Here is a 19,371-nt window from a genome sequence, read left to right as displayed (position 1 = left end):
AAATAAAAGGGTTCTGGTCTTTTGTATGCTCCTTGTTTGGGGTAGGTCTAGGTACCTTTCTTATAGGGTTTTTAGGAAAAACCCAGATTGAAAATCGCTTGAGGGCGAGTATAGATCACGAGTATTCAAAGGATTTGGAACGCATCAAGGATGAGATAATTAGAGATCAAGTCAAGGCCATCGAAGAGTTAAAAAGAGAAATTCAAATCAGAGATAGAGCCGCAAAGATTGCTGATCTTTTATCGGAGTGTTTTCATGGCCGGAGAGCCGAAAAAAGCTAAATTTGCTGACTTTCGAAGCTTTTTTGTGGCTTCCTGATGAAATTCTTGAGGACCTCTCTGCAGTGCTTTCACATTCTCCAGATGCGCCTGATGTCAGACAAGTCTTAAGCAAAGTAAGAAAGCATTTGCTAGGGCCTACAAATTTAGGGCCAGAAAAATTTATAATTTTCAAGGATGATGCTAGTAACTGTTCCAACAAAAATGACCCAAAATAAAAAATTTTTTAACCATTCCTCTAAATAGTTTTAAAAGCATTAGATTCAATAGCTAAAGCCACCCATATTCCGCCATCGACAAGGGCTCTCCATCCCCGACGATGAAGTGATCCAGCACCCGCACATCCACCAGCGCCAGGGCATCCTTCAGGCGCGTAGTGAGCAGACGGTCGGCCTGGCTGGGTTCGGCGATGCCGGAAGGGTGGTTGTGTGTGAGGATGACGGCGGCGGCGTTGTGGGCGAGGGCGCGCTTGACCACCTGGCGGGGGTAGACGCTGGCGCCGTCGATGGTGCCGTGGAACAGGGCTTCGAAGGCCAGCACCCGGTGGCGGGTGTCGAGGAACAGGCAGCCGAAGACTTCGTGAGGTTCGTGGCGCAGGCGCGCCTTGAGATAGTCGCGGACCTGCTGAGGGCTTTCCAGCGCCGAGTCGCGCTTGAGGCCTTCGGCCAAGTGGCGGCGGCCCATTTCCAGCACCGCCTGCAGCTGGCTGTACTTGGCCGGGCCGAGGCCGAGGTGGGCGCTGAAGGCGGCGAGGTCGGCCTCCAGCAGGGCTCTCAGGCTGCCGAATTCCCCGAGCAGCTGGCGGGCAAGGTCCACCGCGCTTTTGCCGGCCACGCCGGTGCGCAGGAAGATCGCCAGTAGCTCGGCGTCGGTGAGGGCCTGGGCGCCTTGTTCCAGCAGTTTTTCCCGCGGCCGCTCCTGGGCCGGCCAGTCCTTGATGCTCATGGGGCGCTCCCTGTCTGGCGGGGCGCCTGCGTCCTGCAGGCGCTGTGCTATCTTAACCGGATCATTCTCGGGTGCGCGCAGGCCTCGATTGGCCGTGCGATGCCCGTTCTAGACGGTTCGAGAACGGAAAGGCTATATGCAGCGGCTCCATCGTAAACGCATCGTGCTGGGCGTCGGAGGTGGCATCGCCGCTTACAAGAGCGCCGAGCTGGTGCGCCGCCTCAAGGATCAGGGCGCCGAGGTGCGGGTGGTACTGACCCGCGGCGGGCGCGAATTCATCACGCCGCTGACCCTGCAGGCACTGTCCGGGCTGCCGGTGCACCTGGATCTGCTGGATCCGGCCGCCGAAGCGGCCATGGGTCACATCGAGCTGGCCCGCTGGGCCGATCTGGTGCTGGTCGCGCCGGCCACCGCCGATGTGATGGCGCGCCTGGCCCAGGGCATGGCGGACGATCTGCTCACCACCCTGGTGCTGGCCACCGATGCCCGGGTCGCCCTGGCACCGGCCATGAACCAGGCCATGTGGCGCGATCCGGCCACCCAGGCCAATGCCGAGCTCCTGCGTCGCCGCGGTATCGCGCTGTTCGGCCCGGCCAGTGGCAGCCAGGCCTGTGGCGACGTCGGCCCCGGCCGGATGCTGGAAGCCACCGATCTGGCCCAGCTCGCCGCCGACTGCTTCCAGCGCCTGGACCTGACCGGTCGCCATGTGGTCATCACCGCCGGCCCGACCCAGGAAAACATCGACCCGGTGCGCTACATCACCAACCACAGCTCCGGCCGCATGGGCTTCGCCCTGGCGGAAGCGGCGGCGGAGGCGGGCGCCCGCGTCAGCCTGGTGAGTGGCCCCGTGCATTTGCCGACCCCCGATCGCGTCGAGCGCATCGACGTGATCAGCGCCCGCGACATGCTGGCGGCCTGCGAGGCGTTGATGCCCTGCGACGTGCTCATCGCTTCGGCGGCGGTAGCGGACTATCGCCCCGAGGTGATTGCGCCGCACAAGCTGAAGAAGGACCCCACCCGTGGCGACGGCCTGCTGCTGGAGCTGGTGCGCAACCCGGACATCCTCGCCACCCTGGCGGGGCGCCCGGATCGGCCCTTCAGCGTCGGCTTCGCCGCCGAAACCCAGAACCTGCTGGAGTACGCCCAGCGCAAGCTGCGCGACAAGAATCTCGACCTCATCGTCGCCAACGATGTGGCCAATCCGGCCATCGGCTTCAACAGCCAGGACAATGCGGTCACCGTGATCGACCGTGGCCTGCACGAGATCCGCTTCGAGCAGACCAGCAAGAGCAAGATCGCCCGCCAGCTCATCGCCCTGATTTCCACCCACCTCAAAGACACCGCTCAGACTCATGCATAGCCTTCAAGCCAAGATCCTCGACCCGCGCCTGGGGCGCGATTTCCCGCTGCCGTCCTACGCAACGCCCGGTTCGGCCGGCCTCGACCTGCGCGCCATGCTGCAGGAGGAACTGGTGCTGGAGCCGGGCCAGACCGCGCTGATCCCCACGGGGCTCGCCATCCATGTCGCCGATCCGTCGCTGGCGGCGCTGATCCTGCCGCGCTCGGGTTTGGGCCATAAGCACGGCATCGTGCTGGGCAATCTGGTCGGCCTGATCGACTCGGACTACCAGGGCGAACTCATGGTCTCCTGCTGGAATCGCGGCCAGACCACCTTCACCGTGAGCATCGGCGAACGTATCGCCCAGCTGATGCTCGTACCTGTGGTGCAGGCGCACTTCGACATCGTCGAGAGCTTTACCGAGACCGAACGCGGTACCGGCGGCTTCGGGCACTCCGGTACCCGCTGACGCCAGATATGCAAGGCGCGCCGTGACATAAAGGAGAAGAACGGCATGGCAAGGGGCAAGAACGGCAAGGATGTGCGCAAGACGGCCCCTCGGGTCGCTGCATTGCCCGGCATGGGCGCGGGTCTGCTGCTGGCACTCGCCGGCCTGCTGCTGGCCGCGGTGCTGCTGTGGTTCCTGGTGTTGCAGCCGCAGGGCGCACGCAATCAGGAGCAGCAGGCGGATCAGGCCCTGCAGGCCCAGGCCACCTCCCTCAATCAGCTGCTGGTCGGTCTGACGCGACGGCTGCAGGGTGTCGCCGGGGATGCCCTGGTGCTGCAGGCGCTCCAGGGCGATGACCCTGCGGCGCGCGCGGCGGCGGAAAGCCAGCTGCGCGAGCGACTGGGCGTGGTCGATGTCCTGGTGGTGCCGGCCGGTATGCGCCAGATCGAAGACGACCGTCCCGGTCCCCTCAACTATGCCGCGCTCGACCTGCTCAAGCGCCTGGAAAGCGGCCAGCGCACGCCGCCGGAAGCCTATCGCGTGGGCGACCGCTGGCTGGTCTACAGTGCCCAGCCCATTCGCCGTGGCGATCAACTGCTGGGCAGCGCCGTGCTGGTGGAAGAACTCCCGGCCGTCCTGCAGGGCTGGGCCACGCCGCCGGCGACGGTTGGTCAGTGGCGCCTGCTGCAGCAGTTTCCCGGTGGCGGGGTGCAGGTACTGGCCAGTGGCGGTACCCCCGGTGATCCGGCACTGATGCGCCGGCTCGCCACTGGTAGCCCGCTCTGGACGCTGGAACTGGCACCTGCCGCCGAGGCGGGCGCCGACACCCCGGTGGGCATTCCCCTGGTGGCACTGCTGCTGGCGCTGTTCGGCGTGCTGGCGGGCTTTTGGCTGTTTTTCCGGGAGCTGTCACGGCGGCTACGTGACGACGTCCGCAGTCTGACGGCCTATGCCGAGGAACTTGAATCCAATCAGATAGCCAAAAGCCCGACCTTGCGCCTGGCGGTAATGGAACCCGTGGCCAAGTCGACGGCCCGATTGGCCAACCGATCGGCCGGGTCGTCGCCGGACCTCTACGCCGCAGCACCTAGTGATGCCGTGGCCAAGACCCTGGCGGAGTTTGCCGACAGAGGCCGCGCTCAGCAGAGCGAGCCGCTGTTCCAGACCACCGACATCCTCGATATCAGTATCCTCGACGAAGACCAGGATCTCCTGGGATTGGAGAAACCCCCAATGAGCACTACCCCGCAAGCCCCCCAACTCAACGCTAGCATCTTCCGCGCCTACGACATCCGTGGCGTGGTGGGTGACTCCCTGACTGCCGAAGCCGCCTACTGGATCGGGCGCGCCATCGGCTCGGAGAGCCTGGCGCGTGGCGAGCCCAACGTGGCCGTCGGCCGTGATGGCCGTCTGTCCGGCCCCGAACTGGTCGCCCAACTGATCAAGGGCGTGGCCGATAGCGGCGCCAATGTCAGCGATGTCGGCATGGTGCCGACCCCGGTGCTCTACTACGCAGCCAACGTGCTCGAAGGCAAGTCCGGCGTCATGCTGACCGGCAGCCACAACCCGCCGGACTACAACGGCTTCAAGATCGTCATCGCTGGCGAGACCCTGGCCAACGAATCCATCCAGCGTCTGCGCGAGCGCATCGAGACCGGCGAAGTAGCCAGCGGCCAGGGCCAGATCAAGCAGGTCGACGTGCTCAAGAGCTACGCCGACTACATCCGCAACGACGTGGTGCTGGCCAAGAAGCTCAAGGTCGTGGTGGACGCCGGCAACGGTGTCGCCGCGGTCAATGCTCCCCAGCTGATCGAATCCCTGGGCTGTGAGGTCATCCCGCTGTTCTGCGAGGTGGATGGCAACTTCCCCAACCACCATCCGGATCCGGGCAAGCCCGAGAACCTGGAAGACCTGATCGCCAAGGTCAAGGAAACCGGCGCCGACCTGGGCCTGGCCTTTGATGGCGACGGCGACCGCGTGGGCGTGGTGACCAACGAAGGCAAGATCATCTACCCCGACCAGCTGCTGATGCTGTTCGCCAAGGACGTGGTCTCCCGCAACCCGGGCGCTGACATCATCTTCGACGTCAAATGCACCCGTCGCCTGAACAACCTCATCGCCGGCTACGGTGGTCGTCCCATCATGTGGAAGACCGGCCACTCGCTGATCAAGAAGAAGATGAAGGAAACCGGCGCCCTGCTGGCCGGCGAGATGAGCGGCCACGTGTTCTTCAAGGAGCGCTGGTTCGGTTTCGACGACGGCATCTACAGCGCCGTGCGTCTGCTGGAGATCCTCAGCCAGGAGAAGACCAGCGCCCAACAGGTGTTCGATACCTTCCCGGTAGACATCTCCACCCCGGAGATCAATATCCAGGTGACCGAAGAGAACAAGTTCGGCATCATCGAAACCCTGCAGCGCGACGCCCAGTGGGGCGATGCCCAGATCACCACCCTGGACGGCGTCCGCGTCGATTACCAGCACGGTTGGGGCCTGGTGCGTGCATCCAACACCACGCCGGTGCTGGTGCTGCGTTTCGAGGCGGAAACCCTCGAGGAGCTGGAGCGTATCAAGACGGTGTTCCGCAAGCAGTTGCTGGCGGTGCAGCCGGATCTGAACCTGCCGTTCTGACCTCGGGTCAGCGGTAGCACAGAGGGCGCCTAGGCGCCCTTTGTCTTTTCTTTGTCGACCTTGAGAGGTGAGCCATGACCCTGAGCCGCGAGGATGCCTCGCACGTCGCCGAGGTGCTGTCCGAGGCGCTGCCCTATATCCGCCGGTTCGTCGGCAAGACGCTGGTGATCAAGTACGGCGGCAACGCCATGGAGAGCGACGAGCTCAAGGCCGGTTTCGCCCGTGACATCGTGCTGATGAAGGCGGTGGGCATCAATCCGGTGGTGGTGCACGGCGGCGGTCCGCAGATCGGCGACCTGCTCAAGCGCCTGTCCATCGAAAGCCACTTCATCGATGGCATGCGCGTCACCGACGCCCAGACCATGGATGTAGTGGAAATGGTGCTCGGTGGCCAGGTCAACAAGGACATCGTCAACCTGATCAACCGCCATGGCGGCAAGGCCATCGGCCTGACCGGCAAGGACGCGGGCCTGATCCGCGCCACCAAGCTCAAGGTCAGCCGGCAAACGCCGGAGATGACCAAGCCGGAGATCATCGACATCGGCCATGTGGGCGAGGTCACCGGGGTCAACGTCGACCTGATCAACATGCTGGTGCGGGGCGATTTCATCCCGGTCATCGCGCCCATCGGCGTGGGTCCGGACGGCGAGTCCTACAACATCAACGCCGACCTGGTGGCAGGCAAGGTGGCCGAGGCGCTCAAGGCCGAGAAGCTGATGCTGCTGACCAACATTGCCGGCCTGATGGACAAGCAAGGTCAGGTGCTCACCGGGCTGTCCACCGAGCAGGTCGATTCGCTGATCGCCGACGGCACCATCTACGGCGGCATGCTGCCAAAGATCCGCTGTGCGCTGGAAGCGGTGCAGGGGGGCGTAGAGAGCGCCCACATCATCGATGGCCGGGTGCCCAACGCGGTGCTGCTGGAAATTTTCACCGACGTCGGCGTCGGTACCCTGATCTCCAACCGCAAGCGCTGATCGCGCTGCGGTCGGACGAAAACGGCGCCCCAGGGCGCCGTTTTCATTACTGGCCCGGACTCACTGCTCCCAGCTGGGCGTGGGCAGCGTCAAGCCGTGCTGGCCGTTGTAGGCGGCTCGTTTGGGTGATTCCCAACCCTCCAGCAACGCCTCCTCTACCCGGTAGATCTCCACCCCCAGTGGACGACAGACCTTGAGCGGGTCCTCGGCCTCGGGCCCCCACATCGCCAGGGACAGATCGCCGCCCGGGCAGGTGGACAGGGCGCAGAGCACGTCGATCTCGGCGAAGAACTCCAGGTAGTCGCCGGGCTTGGCCGGACAGGCCTTCATGAAGTACAGGTCGTCGTGATTCAGGCCGGTGCACTGGAAGATGTTCAGCACGTCGTGCACGTCGAATTCGGTGAGGCCATGGGGCAGCACCGCGCGGGTCAGATTCGAGTGGCAGTGGTGGTGGAAGTCCTCGCCGGTGAGCATCTTGTTGACGTAGGGATCGCAGCGGGTGCCCAGCAGGTCATGCAGGCGGCCGCCGTGTTCGTCGATGCCATAACCAGCCAGGCTGTCGTCGGTGATGGTCAGCAGGGAGCGCAGGAAGGGCAGGTTCGACCAGAGACGATCATAGGTGCTGACATGGGCACCCTGCAGTTGCCGGGTGCGCGCGGCCCACATCCGCTCGCGCGGGTCCTCGGCGTTCCAGACGTTGAAGTCGCCGACCTGGGGACCGTGCGGAGTGGTGACGCGGAACAGATGGCCCGCCGGCACCTTCCAGGCGCGGCCGGTGCGGATTGGAATCTCGAACTGCTCGATCAGGGTGCGCGCTTCCTTCCTTTCGCGCAGGCGATCATAGAAGGCCTGGTCGACTTGCAGGGCGGAGCCCTGGGTGGCCTGGTAGGCGGCGGGGTAGTCCTTGTACATGGGCGGTCTCCTCGGTCAGTGCGGCTTGGCGGCGCTGAGCAGGTCCAGCAGCCGGTTTTCGGAATCGTCGAGATAGCTGGCCATGGCCTCCGCCGCCGCCTGCAGGCGACGGGCGCTGAGCAGGTCATGGATCTGGCGGTCGCGTGCCAGCCAGGGGCGCTGGAAGTGTTCTTCGTCGGGAGCGATGGAAAACAGCAGGCGCATCTGCGCGGCGACGTTGGCGAAGAATTCGTCGAACAGCGGACTGCGCAGCAGGCCGACGATGTGCTGATGGAAATGCAGGCCGTGGGTACCGAAGGCGCGCCAGTCTTCGCGCGACTGCGCCAGATCGGCGGCCTCCAGCGCGTCCAGCATGCGATCGGACTGGTACTCGCGCAGCGGTTGGCTGGAGAGGATGGCCTGCACCTCCAGGGTACGGCGCACCTGAAAGATGTCGCGTACCTCGGCCAGGCCCAGGCGGCGCACCATCACGCCCTTGTGGCGCACATAGGTGGCCAGGCCCTCGCGATCCAGCTGGTGCAGGGCTTCGCGGATGGTGTTGCGCGAGGCATTGTAGGCTCGCACCAGCTCACTCTCGACCAGCGCCGTACCGGGCAGCAGGCGGCCGCCGATGATGTCTTCGCGCATCTCCTGGAGTAGCTGAATCCCTAGCGGTAGTCCGCTCGCGTCTTTGCCATTCATGGCGGGCTCCTCACCAACCCGTGACGGTATCGGTCTCAGTCCAACGCTGAGCCGTTTCCGGCCATCACCAGGCGTGCATCCGATTGTTCAACAATAGGCTGAGGTCGAGTCTGCACACTGTGTGCCAAGACAGGAGGAGCTAGTGGTATCGCTGGGCAGGCGATGGAGGGGAAGGGGCCGCTGAGTGGAGAGCGCACAGCCATTACCACGTGAGCGAACGGGCGCCGCCACGGGAAGGTCGAGGGATCGTCGGTGAGTTGCGTCTGCCGACTTACTGGTCCGTGTCCTGGGTCGCTTCCAGCCGCTGCATGCGCGCGCGATCGGCATCGAAGGCGGCGCTGGTGCTGATGCGCAGCTCGGCGTAGCGCTGCAGATCGGCCCGCAGGCGGATCTGATCGGTTGCCATGGCGTCGAGGCGGGCCTGCAGGTCCGCAGGGAGTGCCTGGCCATTGCGCTGGTACACCGCCGCCTGCTCCATCAGTTGGCTCTGCTGCTGGCGCACGGAGTCCAGGGTGGCCTTCTTGATCTGCATCAGGCCATCCAGCTCCGCCAGCTTGCGCGCCTTGGCGCGGTCGACATCCTCGACATTGCTGTAGAGCTTGCGCAGTTGGCCGTCGACCAGCGCCTGCTGGCGCGCTTGCGCCTGGCGGTCGAGTTCCGCGGCAGGCAGGGCCGGGGCGACCTTGCGGATCACCCGGCCCTGCTCGTTGAGCACGTCGTAGCCCTTGCCAGCGTATTCCGGCGGCACGCCCTGGCGATCGATGACCAGGGTGCCGTTACGGTCCAGATAGCGATACAGCTCGGCCGCCTGGCCGGCCAGCGGCAGGGCGATGAGCAACAGGCTGGCAGCGGCGCGACGTACGAGCATGACCGTCTCTCCTGGGGCTGGCGGCTAGATGCCGTATTGAGCGCGATAGTCCTGGACGGCAGGCAGGTGACGCTTGAGCTCGGCGTCCTCGGCCAGGTATTCGAGCACCTGATCCAGGGCCACGATACTCAGCACCGGGATGCCATAGTCACGCTCGACTTCCTGGATGGCCGACAGCTCGCCGCGCCCGCGTTCCTGGCGGTCCAGGGCGATTAGTACACCGGCCGCGCTGGCGCCCTGCGCCTCGATGATCTGCATGACCTCGCGGATGGCGGTGCCGGCGGTGATGACGTCGTCGATGATCAGCGCCCGGCCGGTCAGGGGTGCGCCCACCAGCAGGCCGCCTTCGCCGTGATCCTTAGCTTCCTTGCGGTTGAAACACCAGGGCGTATCGCGGCCGTGGTGCTCGACCAGGGCCACCGCCGTGGCGGCCGCCAGGGGAATGCCTTTGTAGGCCGGGCCGAAGAGCACATCGAAGGGCAGGTTGGCCGCGACCAGCGCATCGGCATAGCAGCGCCCGAGGTGGGCCAGCGCCGAACCGCTGTGGAACAGGCCTGCGTTGAAGAAATAGGGGCTGACGCGTCCCGATTTCAGAGTGAATTCGCCAAAACGCAGAACTCCGCGCTCGATGGCGAAACGAATGAAATTACGCTGATACGCCTGCATATAAGTCCTTGCGCGGCTTGTATTTAGCTAAACCGGTTTAGCTCGGGTATCATACATCCACGATTTTTTGGGGGCCATTTATGCGGATCATCAGCTTGAACGTCAATGGTATTCAGGACGCTGTGGAGCGGGGCCTGTTGCCCTGGCTTAAGGCGCAGAATGCCGACGTGATCTGCTTGCAGGATACCCGCGCCTCTTCTTATGACATGGACGATCCGGCCTATGCGCTGGAGGGTTACATCCTCTATGCCTGCGACGCCGAAGTGCCGTCCCAGGGCGGGGTCGCGCTCTATACCCGGGTCCAGCCGAAAGCGGTGATCAGCGGCCTGGGCTTCGAGTCCTGCGATCGCTTCGGCCGCTATCTGCAGGCGGACTTCGACAAGGTCAGCATCGCCAGCCTGCTGTTGCCCTCGGGCAAGCGTGGTGATGAGGATCTGAACATGAAATTCAAGTTCATGGACGACTTCACCCATTACCTGAACAAGCAGCGCCGCAAGCGCCGCGAGTACATCTATTGCGGCTCGCTGTATGTGGCGCATCAGAAGCAGGACGTGAAGAACTGGCGCGACTGCCAGCAGATCCCTGGCTTCCTCGCCCCCGAGCGGGCCTGGATGGACGAGGTGATCGGCAACATGGGCTATGTGGATGCCCTGCGCGAAGTGAGCCGCGAAGGCGACCAGTTCAGCTGGTGGCCCGATAGCGACCAGGCGGAGCACCTAAATCTGGGCTGGCGTTTCGACTACAACATCCTCACTCCGGGGCTGCGCCGCTTCGTGCGCTCGGCTCGGCTGCCGCGGCAACCGCGCTTCTCCGAGCACGCGCCGCTGATCGTCGACTATGACTGGACGCTGAGCATCTGATCCGCCCAGTGCCCTGAAACGAAAAAACCAGCCCACGGGCTGGTTTTTTGTTGGGTGCCTATTTCACCAGGATCACCGGCAGCGGTACCTGGTGCACCACGCGGTGGGCCACCGAGCCGAGCAGCAGGCCGCTGAGCGATCCCAGGCCGCGAGTGCCCATCACCACGGTGTCCACCTCCAGTCGCCGTGCCGTTTCGCCGATGGTCTCGGCGATGCTGCCGAAGCCCACATGGGTCTGGGCCTCGATACCGGCTTCCAGCAGGGCCGGGCGCGCCCTGACCAGAATGTCTTCGGCCTTGTCCTGCAGGCTGCCCCGCCATTCGCGCAGGATGCGGTCATCGAAGGGCGCGCCGTAGATTTCCGGCTCGTTCTGGACATTGAGCAGGTGCAGATCCAGCGACAGGCCGGCCTTCACCAGCTCAAGGACGTAGCGCAGGGCGTTGTCGGCGCTGGGTGAACCGTCGTAGGCGACCAGGACATTGTGCATGGGGCATCTCCACGAAAGGGGTATGCCTTCATGCTAGACCGCCGACGCTAGGGGCGCTTGATCCGGATCAAGTCGCTGCCAGCGCCGGCGACATCAGCGACCCACCCCGTTGCGAGCGGTCTTGGACACCACCTCGGATTCGTCCAGCTTGCTGGCGAACATGCTCACGGCGTCCACGGCCTCGCTGGCACCATCGCGGATCTGCACGATCACCGCACCGGCCTGATCCGCGAGCTCGACGCCCTTGACCGCCCGGCCCTGGGTGCTTTCCATGCTGGCGACGGCCTGCTGGGTTTCGCTGAGGATTCGACCGATCATCTCGGCGATTTCCGCCGTGGCGCTGCTGGTACGCCCCGCCAGCTGGCGGACCTCGTCGGCGACCACGGCGAAGCCGCGGCCCTGATCGCCGGCGCGGGCGGCCTCGATGGCCGCGTTGAGCGCCAGCAGGTTGGTCTGGTCGGCGATGCCGCGGATGGTGTTGACGATGGCGGTGATCTGCTCGGAGCGCTGGCCCAGCTGGCCGATCACCTCGGCGGACTGGCTGACGTTCTGTGCGATCTCGCGCATCTCGCCTGCCGCGGCCTGGATGATCCGGGTGCCCTGCTCGGCGACTTTTTCGGTCTCCGCGGAGATGTGATAGGCCCGCGAGGCACTGCGGCCGTCGCTTTCGTGCTTTTCCACCCGCTCGCTGATGTCACTGGCGTACTTGACCACCTTATATAGCCGGCCGGTGGCGTCGTACACGGGGTTGTAACTCGCTTCGAGCCAGATCACCCGGCCGTGCTTGCCCAGGCGCTTGAACTGGCCGCGGAAGAATTCGCCGGCGTTGAGGCGACGCCAGAAGTCGCCGTATTCGTTGCTGTTGACCAGGTCGGGCTCACAGAACAGGCGGTGATGCTGGCCCTGGAGCTCCTTCAGGCTGTAGCCCAGGGTGGCCAGGAAGTTGTCGTTGGCGGTCAGGATGCGCCCGTCCAGGTCGAATTCGATCCGGGCCATGGCGCGGTCCAGGGCCTTGAGCTTGCTCTGGGCTTCGCTGTCGCGCTCGACCTGCTCGGTGACGTCGAGGGCGTATTTCACCACCCTGGCGATCTTGCCGTCGCCGTCGGGGACCGGGTTGTAGCTGGCTTCGAGCCAGAGGGTACGGCCCTGGGCGTCGAGACGCTGGAAGGCGCCGGAGACGTACTCGCCGCGCTTCAGGCGGGCCCAGAAATCGCCGTAGTCGCGGCTCTGGACCACGGCGGGAGGGCAGAGGCGACGATGATGCTGGCCGATCAGGACGTCGGCCCGGTAGCCGGTCAGCCGGAAGAAGTTGTCGTTGGCGCGCAGGATCACGCCGTCGAGATCGAACTCGATCACCGCCATGGAACGCTCCAGTGCCTGGGTCAGGCCCTGGTTGGCGTTCGCCTCGGCTTCCAGCCGAGCGATGGTCTTCTTTAGATGCGCATTGAACATGGCAGAACTCGCTGGCTGGGATAAAGACGTAGCCAGCCTATCGGCTCCAAGCGAGCCGACTTGACGGGACCCGGCGAGCGGTGGAACACGGCGTCTGGACGGCTGTCGCAAACGCGCCGGCCCGGGGCGTAAACAGGCATCTTGGGGTCTGGGGCCGGGCCTACCATCGCGGCCAAGGGGGTGGTTTTCACCGCCACAGACTTTAGGAGCGCCGCGATGTTCAGCAAGCAGGACCAAATCCAGGGCTACGATGATGCGTTGTTCGCCGCCATGGGCGAGGAGGCGCGGCGCCAGGAGCATCACCTGGAACTGATCGCATCCGAAAACTACACCAGCCAGCGCGTCATGGAAGCCCAGGGCAGCGTGCTGACCAACAAGTACGCCGAAGGCTATCCGGGCAAGCGTTACTACGGTGGCTGCGAGCACGTCGACAAGGTCGAGCAGCTGGCCATCGAGCGCGCCAAGCAGCTGTTCGGCGCCGACTACGCCAACGTCCAGCCGCACTCCGGTTCCCAGGCCAACTCGGCCGTCTACCTGGCGCTGCTGCAGCCCGGCGACACCATCCTGGGCATGAGCCTGGCCCATGGCGGTCACCTGACCCACGGCGCCAAGGTCAGCTCCTCCGGCAAGCTGTACAACGCCGTGCAGTACGGCATCAACACCGACACCGGGCTGATCGACTATGACGAGATCCAGCGTCTGGCCGAGGAGCACAAGCCCAAGATGATCGTGGCGGGCTTCTCCGCCTACTCCAAGACCCTGGACTTCCAGCGCTTCCGCGACATCGCCGATAGCGTGGGCGCCCTGCTGTTCGTCGACATGGCCCACGTGGCCGGTCTGGTCGCTGCCGGTGTCTATCCGAACCCGGTGCCCTTCGCCGACGTGGTGACCACCACCACCCACAAGACCCTGCGCGGCCCCCGTGGCGGCCTGATCCTGTGCAAGGCCAACGCCGACATCGAGAAGAAGCTCAGCGCCGCGGTGTTCCCGGGTGCCCAGGGTGGCCCGCTGATGCACGTCATCGCCGGCAAGGCCGTGTGCTTCAAGGAAGCCCTGGAGCCGGGCTTCAAGACCTACCAGCAGCAGGTGATCAAGAACGCCCAGGCCATGGCCGGCGTGTTCAAGGCCCGCGGCTTCGACGTGGTCTCCGGCGGTACCGACAACCACCTGTTCCTGGTCAGCCTGATCAAGCAGGGCATCACCGGCAAGGACGCGGACGCCGCCCTGGGTCGTGCCTGCATCACCGTGAACAAGAACGCCGTGCCCAACGATCCCCAGTCGCCCTTCGTGACCTCGGGTCTGCGCATCGGCACCCCGGCCCTGACCACCCGTGGTCTGGGCGTCAGCGAAAGCGAGCGCGTCGCCGGCTGGATCTGCGACATCCTCGACCACCTCGGCGATGCCGATGTGGAAGCCCAGGTGGCGCGCCAGGTGGCTGCGCTGTGCCGCGACTATCCGGTTTACCGCTAATCGCTGCAATCCTGACGCAACCCCTATCCAACCCCTTTCCCTCTCAGCGGAAAGGGGCGTCGTCTGCAGGAGTCTCCAGATGCAACGCTATTCCGGCTTCGGCCTCTTCAAGCACTCCCTGAGCCATCACGAGAACTGGCAGCGGATGTGGCGCACTCCGACGCCCAAGCCGGCATACGACGTGGTCATCGTCGGTGGTGGCGGTCACGGTCTGGCTACCGCCTATTACCTCGCCAAGCAATTCGGCGTGAAGAACGTCGCGGTGATCGAGAAAGGCTGGCTGGGCGGCGGCAACACCGCACGCAACACCACCATCGTTCGCTCCAACTACCTGTGGGACGAGTCGGCGCACCTCTATGAGCACGCCATGAAGCTGTGGGAAGGCCTGTCCCAGGACCTGAACTACAACGTCATGTTCTCCCAGCGCGGCGTCTACAACCTCTGCCACACCCTGCAGGACATGCGCGATTCCGAGCGCCGGGTCAGTGCCAACCGCCTCAATGGCGTAGACGGCGAGCTGCTCGACACCCGCCAGGTGGCCGAGGAGATTCCCTATCTGGACTGCAGCAAGAACACCCGCTACCCGATCTTCGGTGCCACCGTGCAGCGTCGTGGTGGTGTGGCCCGTCACGACGCCGTGGCCTGGGGCTTCGCCCGCGCCGCCGACGCCCTGGGCGTGGACCTGATCCAGCAGACCGAAGTCACTGGCTTCCGCAAGCAGGACGGCAAGGTGATCGGCGTAGAAACCAATCGCGGCTTCATCGGCGCCCGTCGCGTCGGCGTGGTTACCGCAGGCAACTCCGGGCACATGGCCAAGCTCGCGGGCTTCCGCCTGCCGCTGGAATCCCACCCGCTGCAGGCGCTGGTCTCCGAACCGATCAAGCCCATCATCGACAGCGTCATCATGTCCAACGCGGTACACGGCTACATCAGCCAGTCCGACAAGGGCGACCTGGTGATCGGCGCCGGTATCGACAGCTGGGTCGGCTACGGCCAGCGCGGCTCCTACCCGGTGATCGAGCACACCCTGCAGGCCATCGTCGAGATGTTCCCGATCCTCTCGCGGGTACGCATGAACCGCCAGTGGGGCGGCATCGTCGACACCTCGCCGGATGCCTGCCCGATCATTTCCAAGACCCCGGTGGAAAACCTGTTCTTCAACTGCGGTTGGGGTACCGGCGGCTTCAAGGCCACTCCCGGCTCGGGCAACGTCTTCGCGGCGTCCCTGGCCTCCGGCGAGATGCATCCGCTGGCCAAGCCTTTCTCCATCGACCGTTTCCACACTGGCGCGCTGATCGACGAACACGGCGCAGCGGCCGTCGCGCACTAAGGAGCCCGAGCATGTTGTACATCCATTGCCCCCACTGCGGGGAATTGCGCTCCGAAGAAGAATTCCACGCCGCTGGCGAGGCGCACATCCCGCGTCCGCTGGATCCCGAGGCCTGCAGCGACGCGGAGTGGGGCGATTACATGTTCTTCCGTGACAATCCGCGCGGTCTGCGTCACGAGCTGTGGGTCCACGCGTCGGGTTGCCGCCAGTACTTCAACGCGACCCGTAACACCGAGACCTACGAAATTCTCGAAACCTATCCGATCGGCGAGCAGCCCCGCTTCACCGCCGAGCGAGGAGAGCGCAAATGAGCCAGGTCCATCGACTCACCCAGGGCGGTCGCCTGGACCGCAGCCAGGCCATCACCTTCACCTTCAACGGTCAGACCTACCAGGGCTTCAAGGGTGACACCCTGGCCTCGGCGCTGCTGGCCAACGGCGTGGACGTGATCGGTCGCAGCTTCAAGTACTCCCGCCCCCGCGGCATCGTCGCCGCCGGTGCCGAAGAGCCCAACGCCATCATGCAGATCGGCGCCACCGAGGCCACCCAGGTGCCCAACGTGCGGGCTACCCAGCAGGCGCTGTACCAGGGCCTGGTCTCCGCCAGCACCAATGGCTGGCCGAGCGTCAACAACGACCTCATGGGCATTCTCGGCAAGGTCGGCGGCAAGATGATGCCGCCCGGGTTCTACTACAAGACCTTCATGTATCCGCAGAACCTGTGGATGACCTACGAGAAGTACATCCGCAAGGCCGCTGGCCTCGGGCGTGCGCCGACTCAGGTCGATCCCGACACCTATGACAACTTCAACCAGCACTGCGATGTGCTGGTGGTGGGCGGTGGCGCCGCCGGTCTGGCTGCGGCCCTGGCCGCCGGTCGTAGCGGTGCCCGGGTGATCCTGGCCGACGAGCAGGAAGAGTTCGGTGGCAGCCTGCTGGACAGCCGCGAGCGTCTCGACGGCGCCCCGGCTGCCGACTGGGCGGCCAAGGCGGTCGCCGAACTGCAGGGCCTGGACAACGTGGTGCTGCTACCGCGCGCCACGGTCAACGGCTATCACGACCACAACTTCCTCACCATTCACGAGCGGCTGACCGATCACCTGGGTGATCGCGCGCCCCATGGCCAGGTGCGTCAGCGCCTGCACCGTGTCCGCGCCACTCGCGTGGTACTGGCGACCGGCGCCCACGAGCGGCCGCTGGTGTACGGCAACAACGACCTGCCGGGCAACATGGTGGCCGGCGCCGTTTCCACCTACATCCGCCGCTATGCCGTGGCCCCGGGCCAGCGGCTGGTGCTGTCCACCAACAACGATTACGCCTACCGCGTGGCGCTGGACTGGCTCGAAGCCGGTCGCCAGGTGGTGGCCGTGGCCGATGCGCGTCCCAATCCGCGCGGTGCCTGGGTCGAGGAAGTGCGCAAGCGTGGCGTGCGCGTCATGGGCGGAACGGCCGTGAGCGAAGCCCGCGGCAACACCCGCGTGACCGGCGCCAAGATCGCCACCATCGACCTGACCGCCTTCCGTACCCTGGGTGGCGGCGAGTGGCTCGACTGCGACCTGATCGCCACCTCCGGCGGCTACAGCCCGGTGGTCCACCTGGCCTCGCACCTGGGCGGTCGTCCGCTGTGGCGCGATGACATCCAGGCCTTCGTACCCGGCCCGGCCCCGCAGAAGCGTGTCTGCGCCGGTGGAGTGAACGGGGTCTTCGCCCTGGGTGACGTCCTTGCCGATGGTTTCGAAGCTGGCGCCACCGCAGCGGCTGAAGCCGGTGCCAAGGTCGTCAGTGGTGAACTGCCCCAGGCCGAGTTCCGTCAGGAAGAGCCGAGTCTGGCGCTGTTCCAGGTGCCCCACGACAAGCCGTCGTCGCGGGCTCCCAAGCAGTTCGTCGACCTGCAGAACGACGTGACCGCCGCTGGTATCGAGCTGGCCTGCCGCGAGGGCTTCGAGTCCATCGAGCACGTCAAGCGCTACACCGCCATGGGCTTCGGTACCGATCAGGGCAAGCTGGGCAACATCAACGGCCTGGCCATCGCCGCCCGCGTGCAGAGCAAGGCCATCCCGGAAGTCGGCACCACCATGTTCCGCCCGAACTACACGCCCATCACCTTCGGCGCCATCGCCGGACGGCATTGCGGCCACCTGTTCGAGCCCAAGCGCTACACCGCGCTGCACGCCTGGCACCTCAAGCAGGGCGCCCTGTTCGAGGACGTCGGCCAGTGGAAGCGTCCCTGGTACTTCCCCAAGGCGGGCGAGGACCTGCACGCCGCGGTCAACCGCGAGTGCCTGGCCGTGCGCCGTAGCGTCGGTCTGCTCGACGCCTCCACCCTGGGCAAGATCGACATCCAGGGCAAGGATGCGCGCGAGTTCCTCAATCGCGTCTACACCAACGCCTGGACCAAGCTGGACATCGGCAAGGCCCGTTACGGCCTGATGTGCAAGGAAGACGGCATGGTCTTCGACGACGGCGTCACCGCCTGTCTCGGCGACAACCACTTCCTGATGACCACCACCACTGGCGGCGCCGCACGCGTCTTCGAATGGCTGGAGCTCTACCACCAGACCGAATGGCCGGAGCTGGAGGTGTACTTCACCTCGGTCACCGACCACTGGGCGACCCTGACCCTGTCCGGCCCCAACAGCCGCAAGCTGTTGGCCAAGCTGACCGACATCGATCTGGACAACGCCGCCTTCCCCTTCATGGCCTGGAAGGAAGGCCAGGTGGGTGGGGTGCCGGCCCGGGTGTTCCGTATCTCCTTCACCGGTGAACTGTCCTACGAGATCAACGTGCCGGCCAACTATGCCATGGGCGTACTGGAGCAGGTGGTCGCCGCGGGCAAGGAGTTCGATCTCACCCCCTACGGCACCGAGACCATGCACGTACTACGGGCGGAGAAGGGCTTCATCATCATCGGCCAGGATACCGACGGTTCGGTCACGCCGCAGGACCTGGGCATGGGCTGGGCGGTCAGCCTGAACAAGAGCTTCTCCTTCGTTGGCAAGCGCGGCATGCATCGCCAGGACTGCGTCCGCGAGAATCGCAAGCAACTGGTCGGCCTCAAGCCGCTGGATGCACGCGATGTCCTGCCGGAGGGTACGCAGCTGGTGTTCGAACGCAACCAGCCGATCCCCATGGACATGGTGGGCCACGTGACCTCCAGCTACTACAGCGCGACCCTGGGCTACGGCTTCGCCATGGCCATGGTCAAGGGTGGTCTGGGCCGCATGGGGCAGACCGTCTACGCCCCTCTGGCCGACGGCCGCTACATCGCTGCCGAGATCGTCTCGCCGGTGTTCTACGACCCCAAGGGTGAGCGGCAGAACGTCGCCTAACGAGGATAGCGCCCCATGAACAATATCAATGTGTACGACCAATACTCCGCCAAGGCGCGCGCCGAATCCCCGCTGTTCCATGCCGAGCTGAGCAAGCTCGCCGGACGGGGCCCGGCCACCGCCGGGGTGACCCTGCGCGAGCGGGCCCTGCTAGGTCACCTGGTGCTCCGTGGCGATGCCCATGACGAAGGCTTCACCGGCGCCGTGCAGAGCGTGGTCGGCCTGGAAGTGCCCGGTCCGCTGGCGATCACCCAGAAGGGCGAGAGCTCGCTGCAGTGGCTCGGCCCGGACGAATGGCTGCTGGTCGTGCCCGGTGGCAGCGAATTCGCCACCGAGCAGGCGCTGCGCCAGGCTCTGGGCGAGCGCCACGTCGCCATCGTCAACGTCGGTGGCGGCCAGACGCTGGTCGAGTTCAAGGGACCCAAGGTGCGTGAAGTGCTGATGAAGTCCACGTCCTACGATGTCCATCCGGACAACTTCCCGGTAGGCAAGGCAGTGGGGACGGTATTCGCCAAGTCCCAGCTGATCATCCGCCACACCGCGGAGGACACCTGGGAGCTGGTGGTGCGCCGGAGCTTCGCCGACTACGTCTGGCTGTGGCTGCAGGACGCGAGTGCCGAGTACGGACTGCGCATCGAGGCCTGATCACGGCCTACGTTCAGTCCCGTTCTAGCGAACCCGACCTGCGTGACGCGCAGGTCG

The 19,371-nt window shown here is 65.1% G+C and carries 16 protein-coding genes and 2 pseudogenes; 10 read left to right on the top strand and 8 right to left on the bottom strand.

Going from position 1 to position 19,371, the window contains the following annotated elements:
* Window positions 1-548: 548 nt before the first annotated feature.
* Window positions 549-1,223: a RadC family protein gene (gene radC / locus PJ259_RS15720; RefSeq protein ID WP_059316723.1), complete on the bottom strand. Its 675-nt coding sequence runs from the start codon at window positions 1,221-1,223 to the stop codon at window positions 549-551.
* Window positions 1,224-1,359: 136 nt separating this feature from the next.
* Here radC and coaBC point away from each other — a divergent pair, with 136 nt between their 5' ends.
* The 4 genes from coaBC to argB all read left to right on the top strand — a co-directional run bounded on the left by coaBC (window position 1,360) and on the right by argB (window position 6,615).
* A complete protein-coding gene (coaBC, locus tag PJ259_RS15715) occupies window positions 1,360-2,583 on the top strand; it encodes a bifunctional phosphopantothenoylcysteine decarboxylase/phosphopantothenate--cysteine ligase CoaBC (RefSeq protein ID WP_059316722.1) in 1,224 nt (407 codons plus the stop codon).
* Entirely contained in the window at window positions 2,576-3,031 is a 456-nt protein-coding gene (gene dut / locus PJ259_RS15710; protein WP_059316721.1) for a dUTP diphosphatase, read from the top strand. Before coaBC ends, dut begins: the two co-directional genes overlap by 8 nt.
* Before the next feature lie 1,212 nt (window positions 3,032-4,243).
* A complete protein-coding gene (gene algC / locus PJ259_RS15705; RefSeq protein ID WP_271655882.1) occupies window positions 4,244-5,638 on the top strand; it encodes a phosphomannomutase/phosphoglucomutase in 1,395 nt (464 codons plus the stop codon).
* Between the two features lie 74 nt (window positions 5,639-5,712).
* Entirely contained in the window at window positions 5,713-6,615 is a 903-nt protein-coding gene (gene argB / locus PJ259_RS15700) for an acetylglutamate kinase (protein WP_059316719.1), read from the top strand.
* 60 nt (window positions 6,616-6,675) lie between these two features.
* Here the strand turns inward: argB and PJ259_RS15695 are convergent, their stop codons facing one another.
* From PJ259_RS15695 to pyrE, 4 genes are all read right to left on the bottom strand, one after another.
* Complete coding sequence (locus PJ259_RS15695; protein WP_271653426.1) at window positions 6,676-7,527, bottom strand: urea carboxylase-associated family protein; 852 nt, start codon at window positions 7,525-7,527, stop codon at window positions 6,676-6,678.
* A 15-nt stretch (window positions 7,528-7,542) separates the two neighbouring features.
* Complete coding sequence (locus PJ259_RS15690) at window positions 7,543-8,208, bottom strand: GntR family transcriptional regulator (protein WP_271653425.1); 666 nt, start codon at window positions 8,206-8,208, stop codon at window positions 7,543-7,545.
* A gap of 271 nt (window positions 8,209-8,479) precedes the next feature.
* A complete protein-coding gene (locus tag PJ259_RS15685; RefSeq protein ID WP_271653424.1) occupies window positions 8,480-9,076 on the bottom strand; it encodes a DUF4124 domain-containing protein in 597 nt (198 codons plus the stop codon).
* Window positions 9,077-9,100: 24 nt separating this feature from the next.
* Window positions 9,101-9,742 carry an orotate phosphoribosyltransferase gene (pyrE, locus tag PJ259_RS15680; protein WP_059316715.1) on the bottom strand — a complete coding sequence of 214 codons (642 nt, stop codon included), beginning with the start codon at window positions 9,740-9,742 and terminating at the stop codon, window positions 9,101-9,103.
* 80 nt (window positions 9,743-9,822) lie between these two features.
* On the opposite strand from pyrE, the gene PJ259_RS15675 reads away from it, so the two are divergent.
* Entirely contained in the window at window positions 9,823-10,602 is a 780-nt protein-coding gene (locus PJ259_RS15675) for an exodeoxyribonuclease III (protein WP_007160046.1), read from the top strand.
* A 58-nt stretch (window positions 10,603-10,660) separates the two neighbouring features.
* Here PJ259_RS15675 and PJ259_RS15670 read toward each other — a convergent pair whose 3' ends face one another.
* From PJ259_RS15670 to PJ259_RS22990, 3 genes and pseudogenes are all read right to left on the bottom strand, one after another.
* Window positions 10,661-11,089, bottom strand: coding sequence for a universal stress protein (locus PJ259_RS15670; RefSeq protein WP_271653423.1), 429 nt, complete (start codon window positions 11,087-11,089; stop codon window positions 10,661-10,663).
* A gap of 93 nt (window positions 11,090-11,182) precedes the next feature.
* Window positions 11,183-11,659 (bottom strand): annotated as a pseudogene (locus PJ259_RS22995) (methyl-accepting chemotaxis protein); the annotation flags it as partial.
* 111 nt (window positions 11,660-11,770) lie between these two features.
* A pseudogene (locus PJ259_RS22990) lies at window positions 11,771-12,541 on the bottom strand (PAS domain-containing protein); the annotation flags it as partial.
* A 216-nt stretch (window positions 12,542-12,757) separates the two neighbouring features.
* On the opposite strand from PJ259_RS22990, the gene glyA reads away from it, so the two are divergent.
* From glyA to PJ259_RS15640, 5 genes are all read left to right on the top strand, one after another.
* Window positions 12,758-14,011 (top strand): serine hydroxymethyltransferase, encoded by a 1,254-nt coding sequence (gene glyA, locus PJ259_RS15660; RefSeq protein ID WP_059316712.1) that lies wholly within the window; start codon window positions 12,758-12,760, stop codon window positions 14,009-14,011.
* 79 nt (window positions 14,012-14,090) lie between these two features.
* A complete protein-coding gene (locus tag PJ259_RS15655) occupies window positions 14,091-15,341 on the top strand; it encodes a sarcosine oxidase subunit beta family protein (RefSeq protein WP_059316711.1) in 1,251 nt (416 codons plus the stop codon).
* Between the two features lie 11 nt (window positions 15,342-15,352).
* Window positions 15,353-15,652, top strand: a complete 300-nt coding sequence (locus tag PJ259_RS15650) for a sarcosine oxidase subunit delta (protein WP_059316710.1) — start codon at window positions 15,353-15,355, stop codon at window positions 15,650-15,652.
* Complete coding sequence (locus PJ259_RS15645; RefSeq protein ID WP_059316709.1) at window positions 15,649-18,669, top strand: sarcosine oxidase subunit alpha; 3,021 nt, start codon at window positions 15,649-15,651, stop codon at window positions 18,667-18,669. Before PJ259_RS15650 ends, PJ259_RS15645 begins: the two co-directional genes overlap by 4 nt.
* A 15-nt stretch (window positions 18,670-18,684) precedes the next feature.
* Window positions 18,685-19,314 carry a sarcosine oxidase subunit gamma gene (locus PJ259_RS15640; protein ID WP_271653421.1) on the top strand — a complete coding sequence of 210 codons (630 nt, stop codon included), beginning with the start codon at window positions 18,685-18,687 and terminating at the stop codon, window positions 19,312-19,314.
* Window positions 19,315-19,371 lie beyond the last annotated feature (57 nt).

The sequence above is a fragment of the Pseudomonas sp. JBR1 genome (assembly GCF_028198185.1).
GTDB lineage: Bacteria > Pseudomonadota > Gammaproteobacteria > Pseudomonadales > Pseudomonadaceae > Chryseomonas > Chryseomonas oryzihabitans_E.
This window is presented reverse-complemented; position numbering and strand designations above follow the sequence as displayed.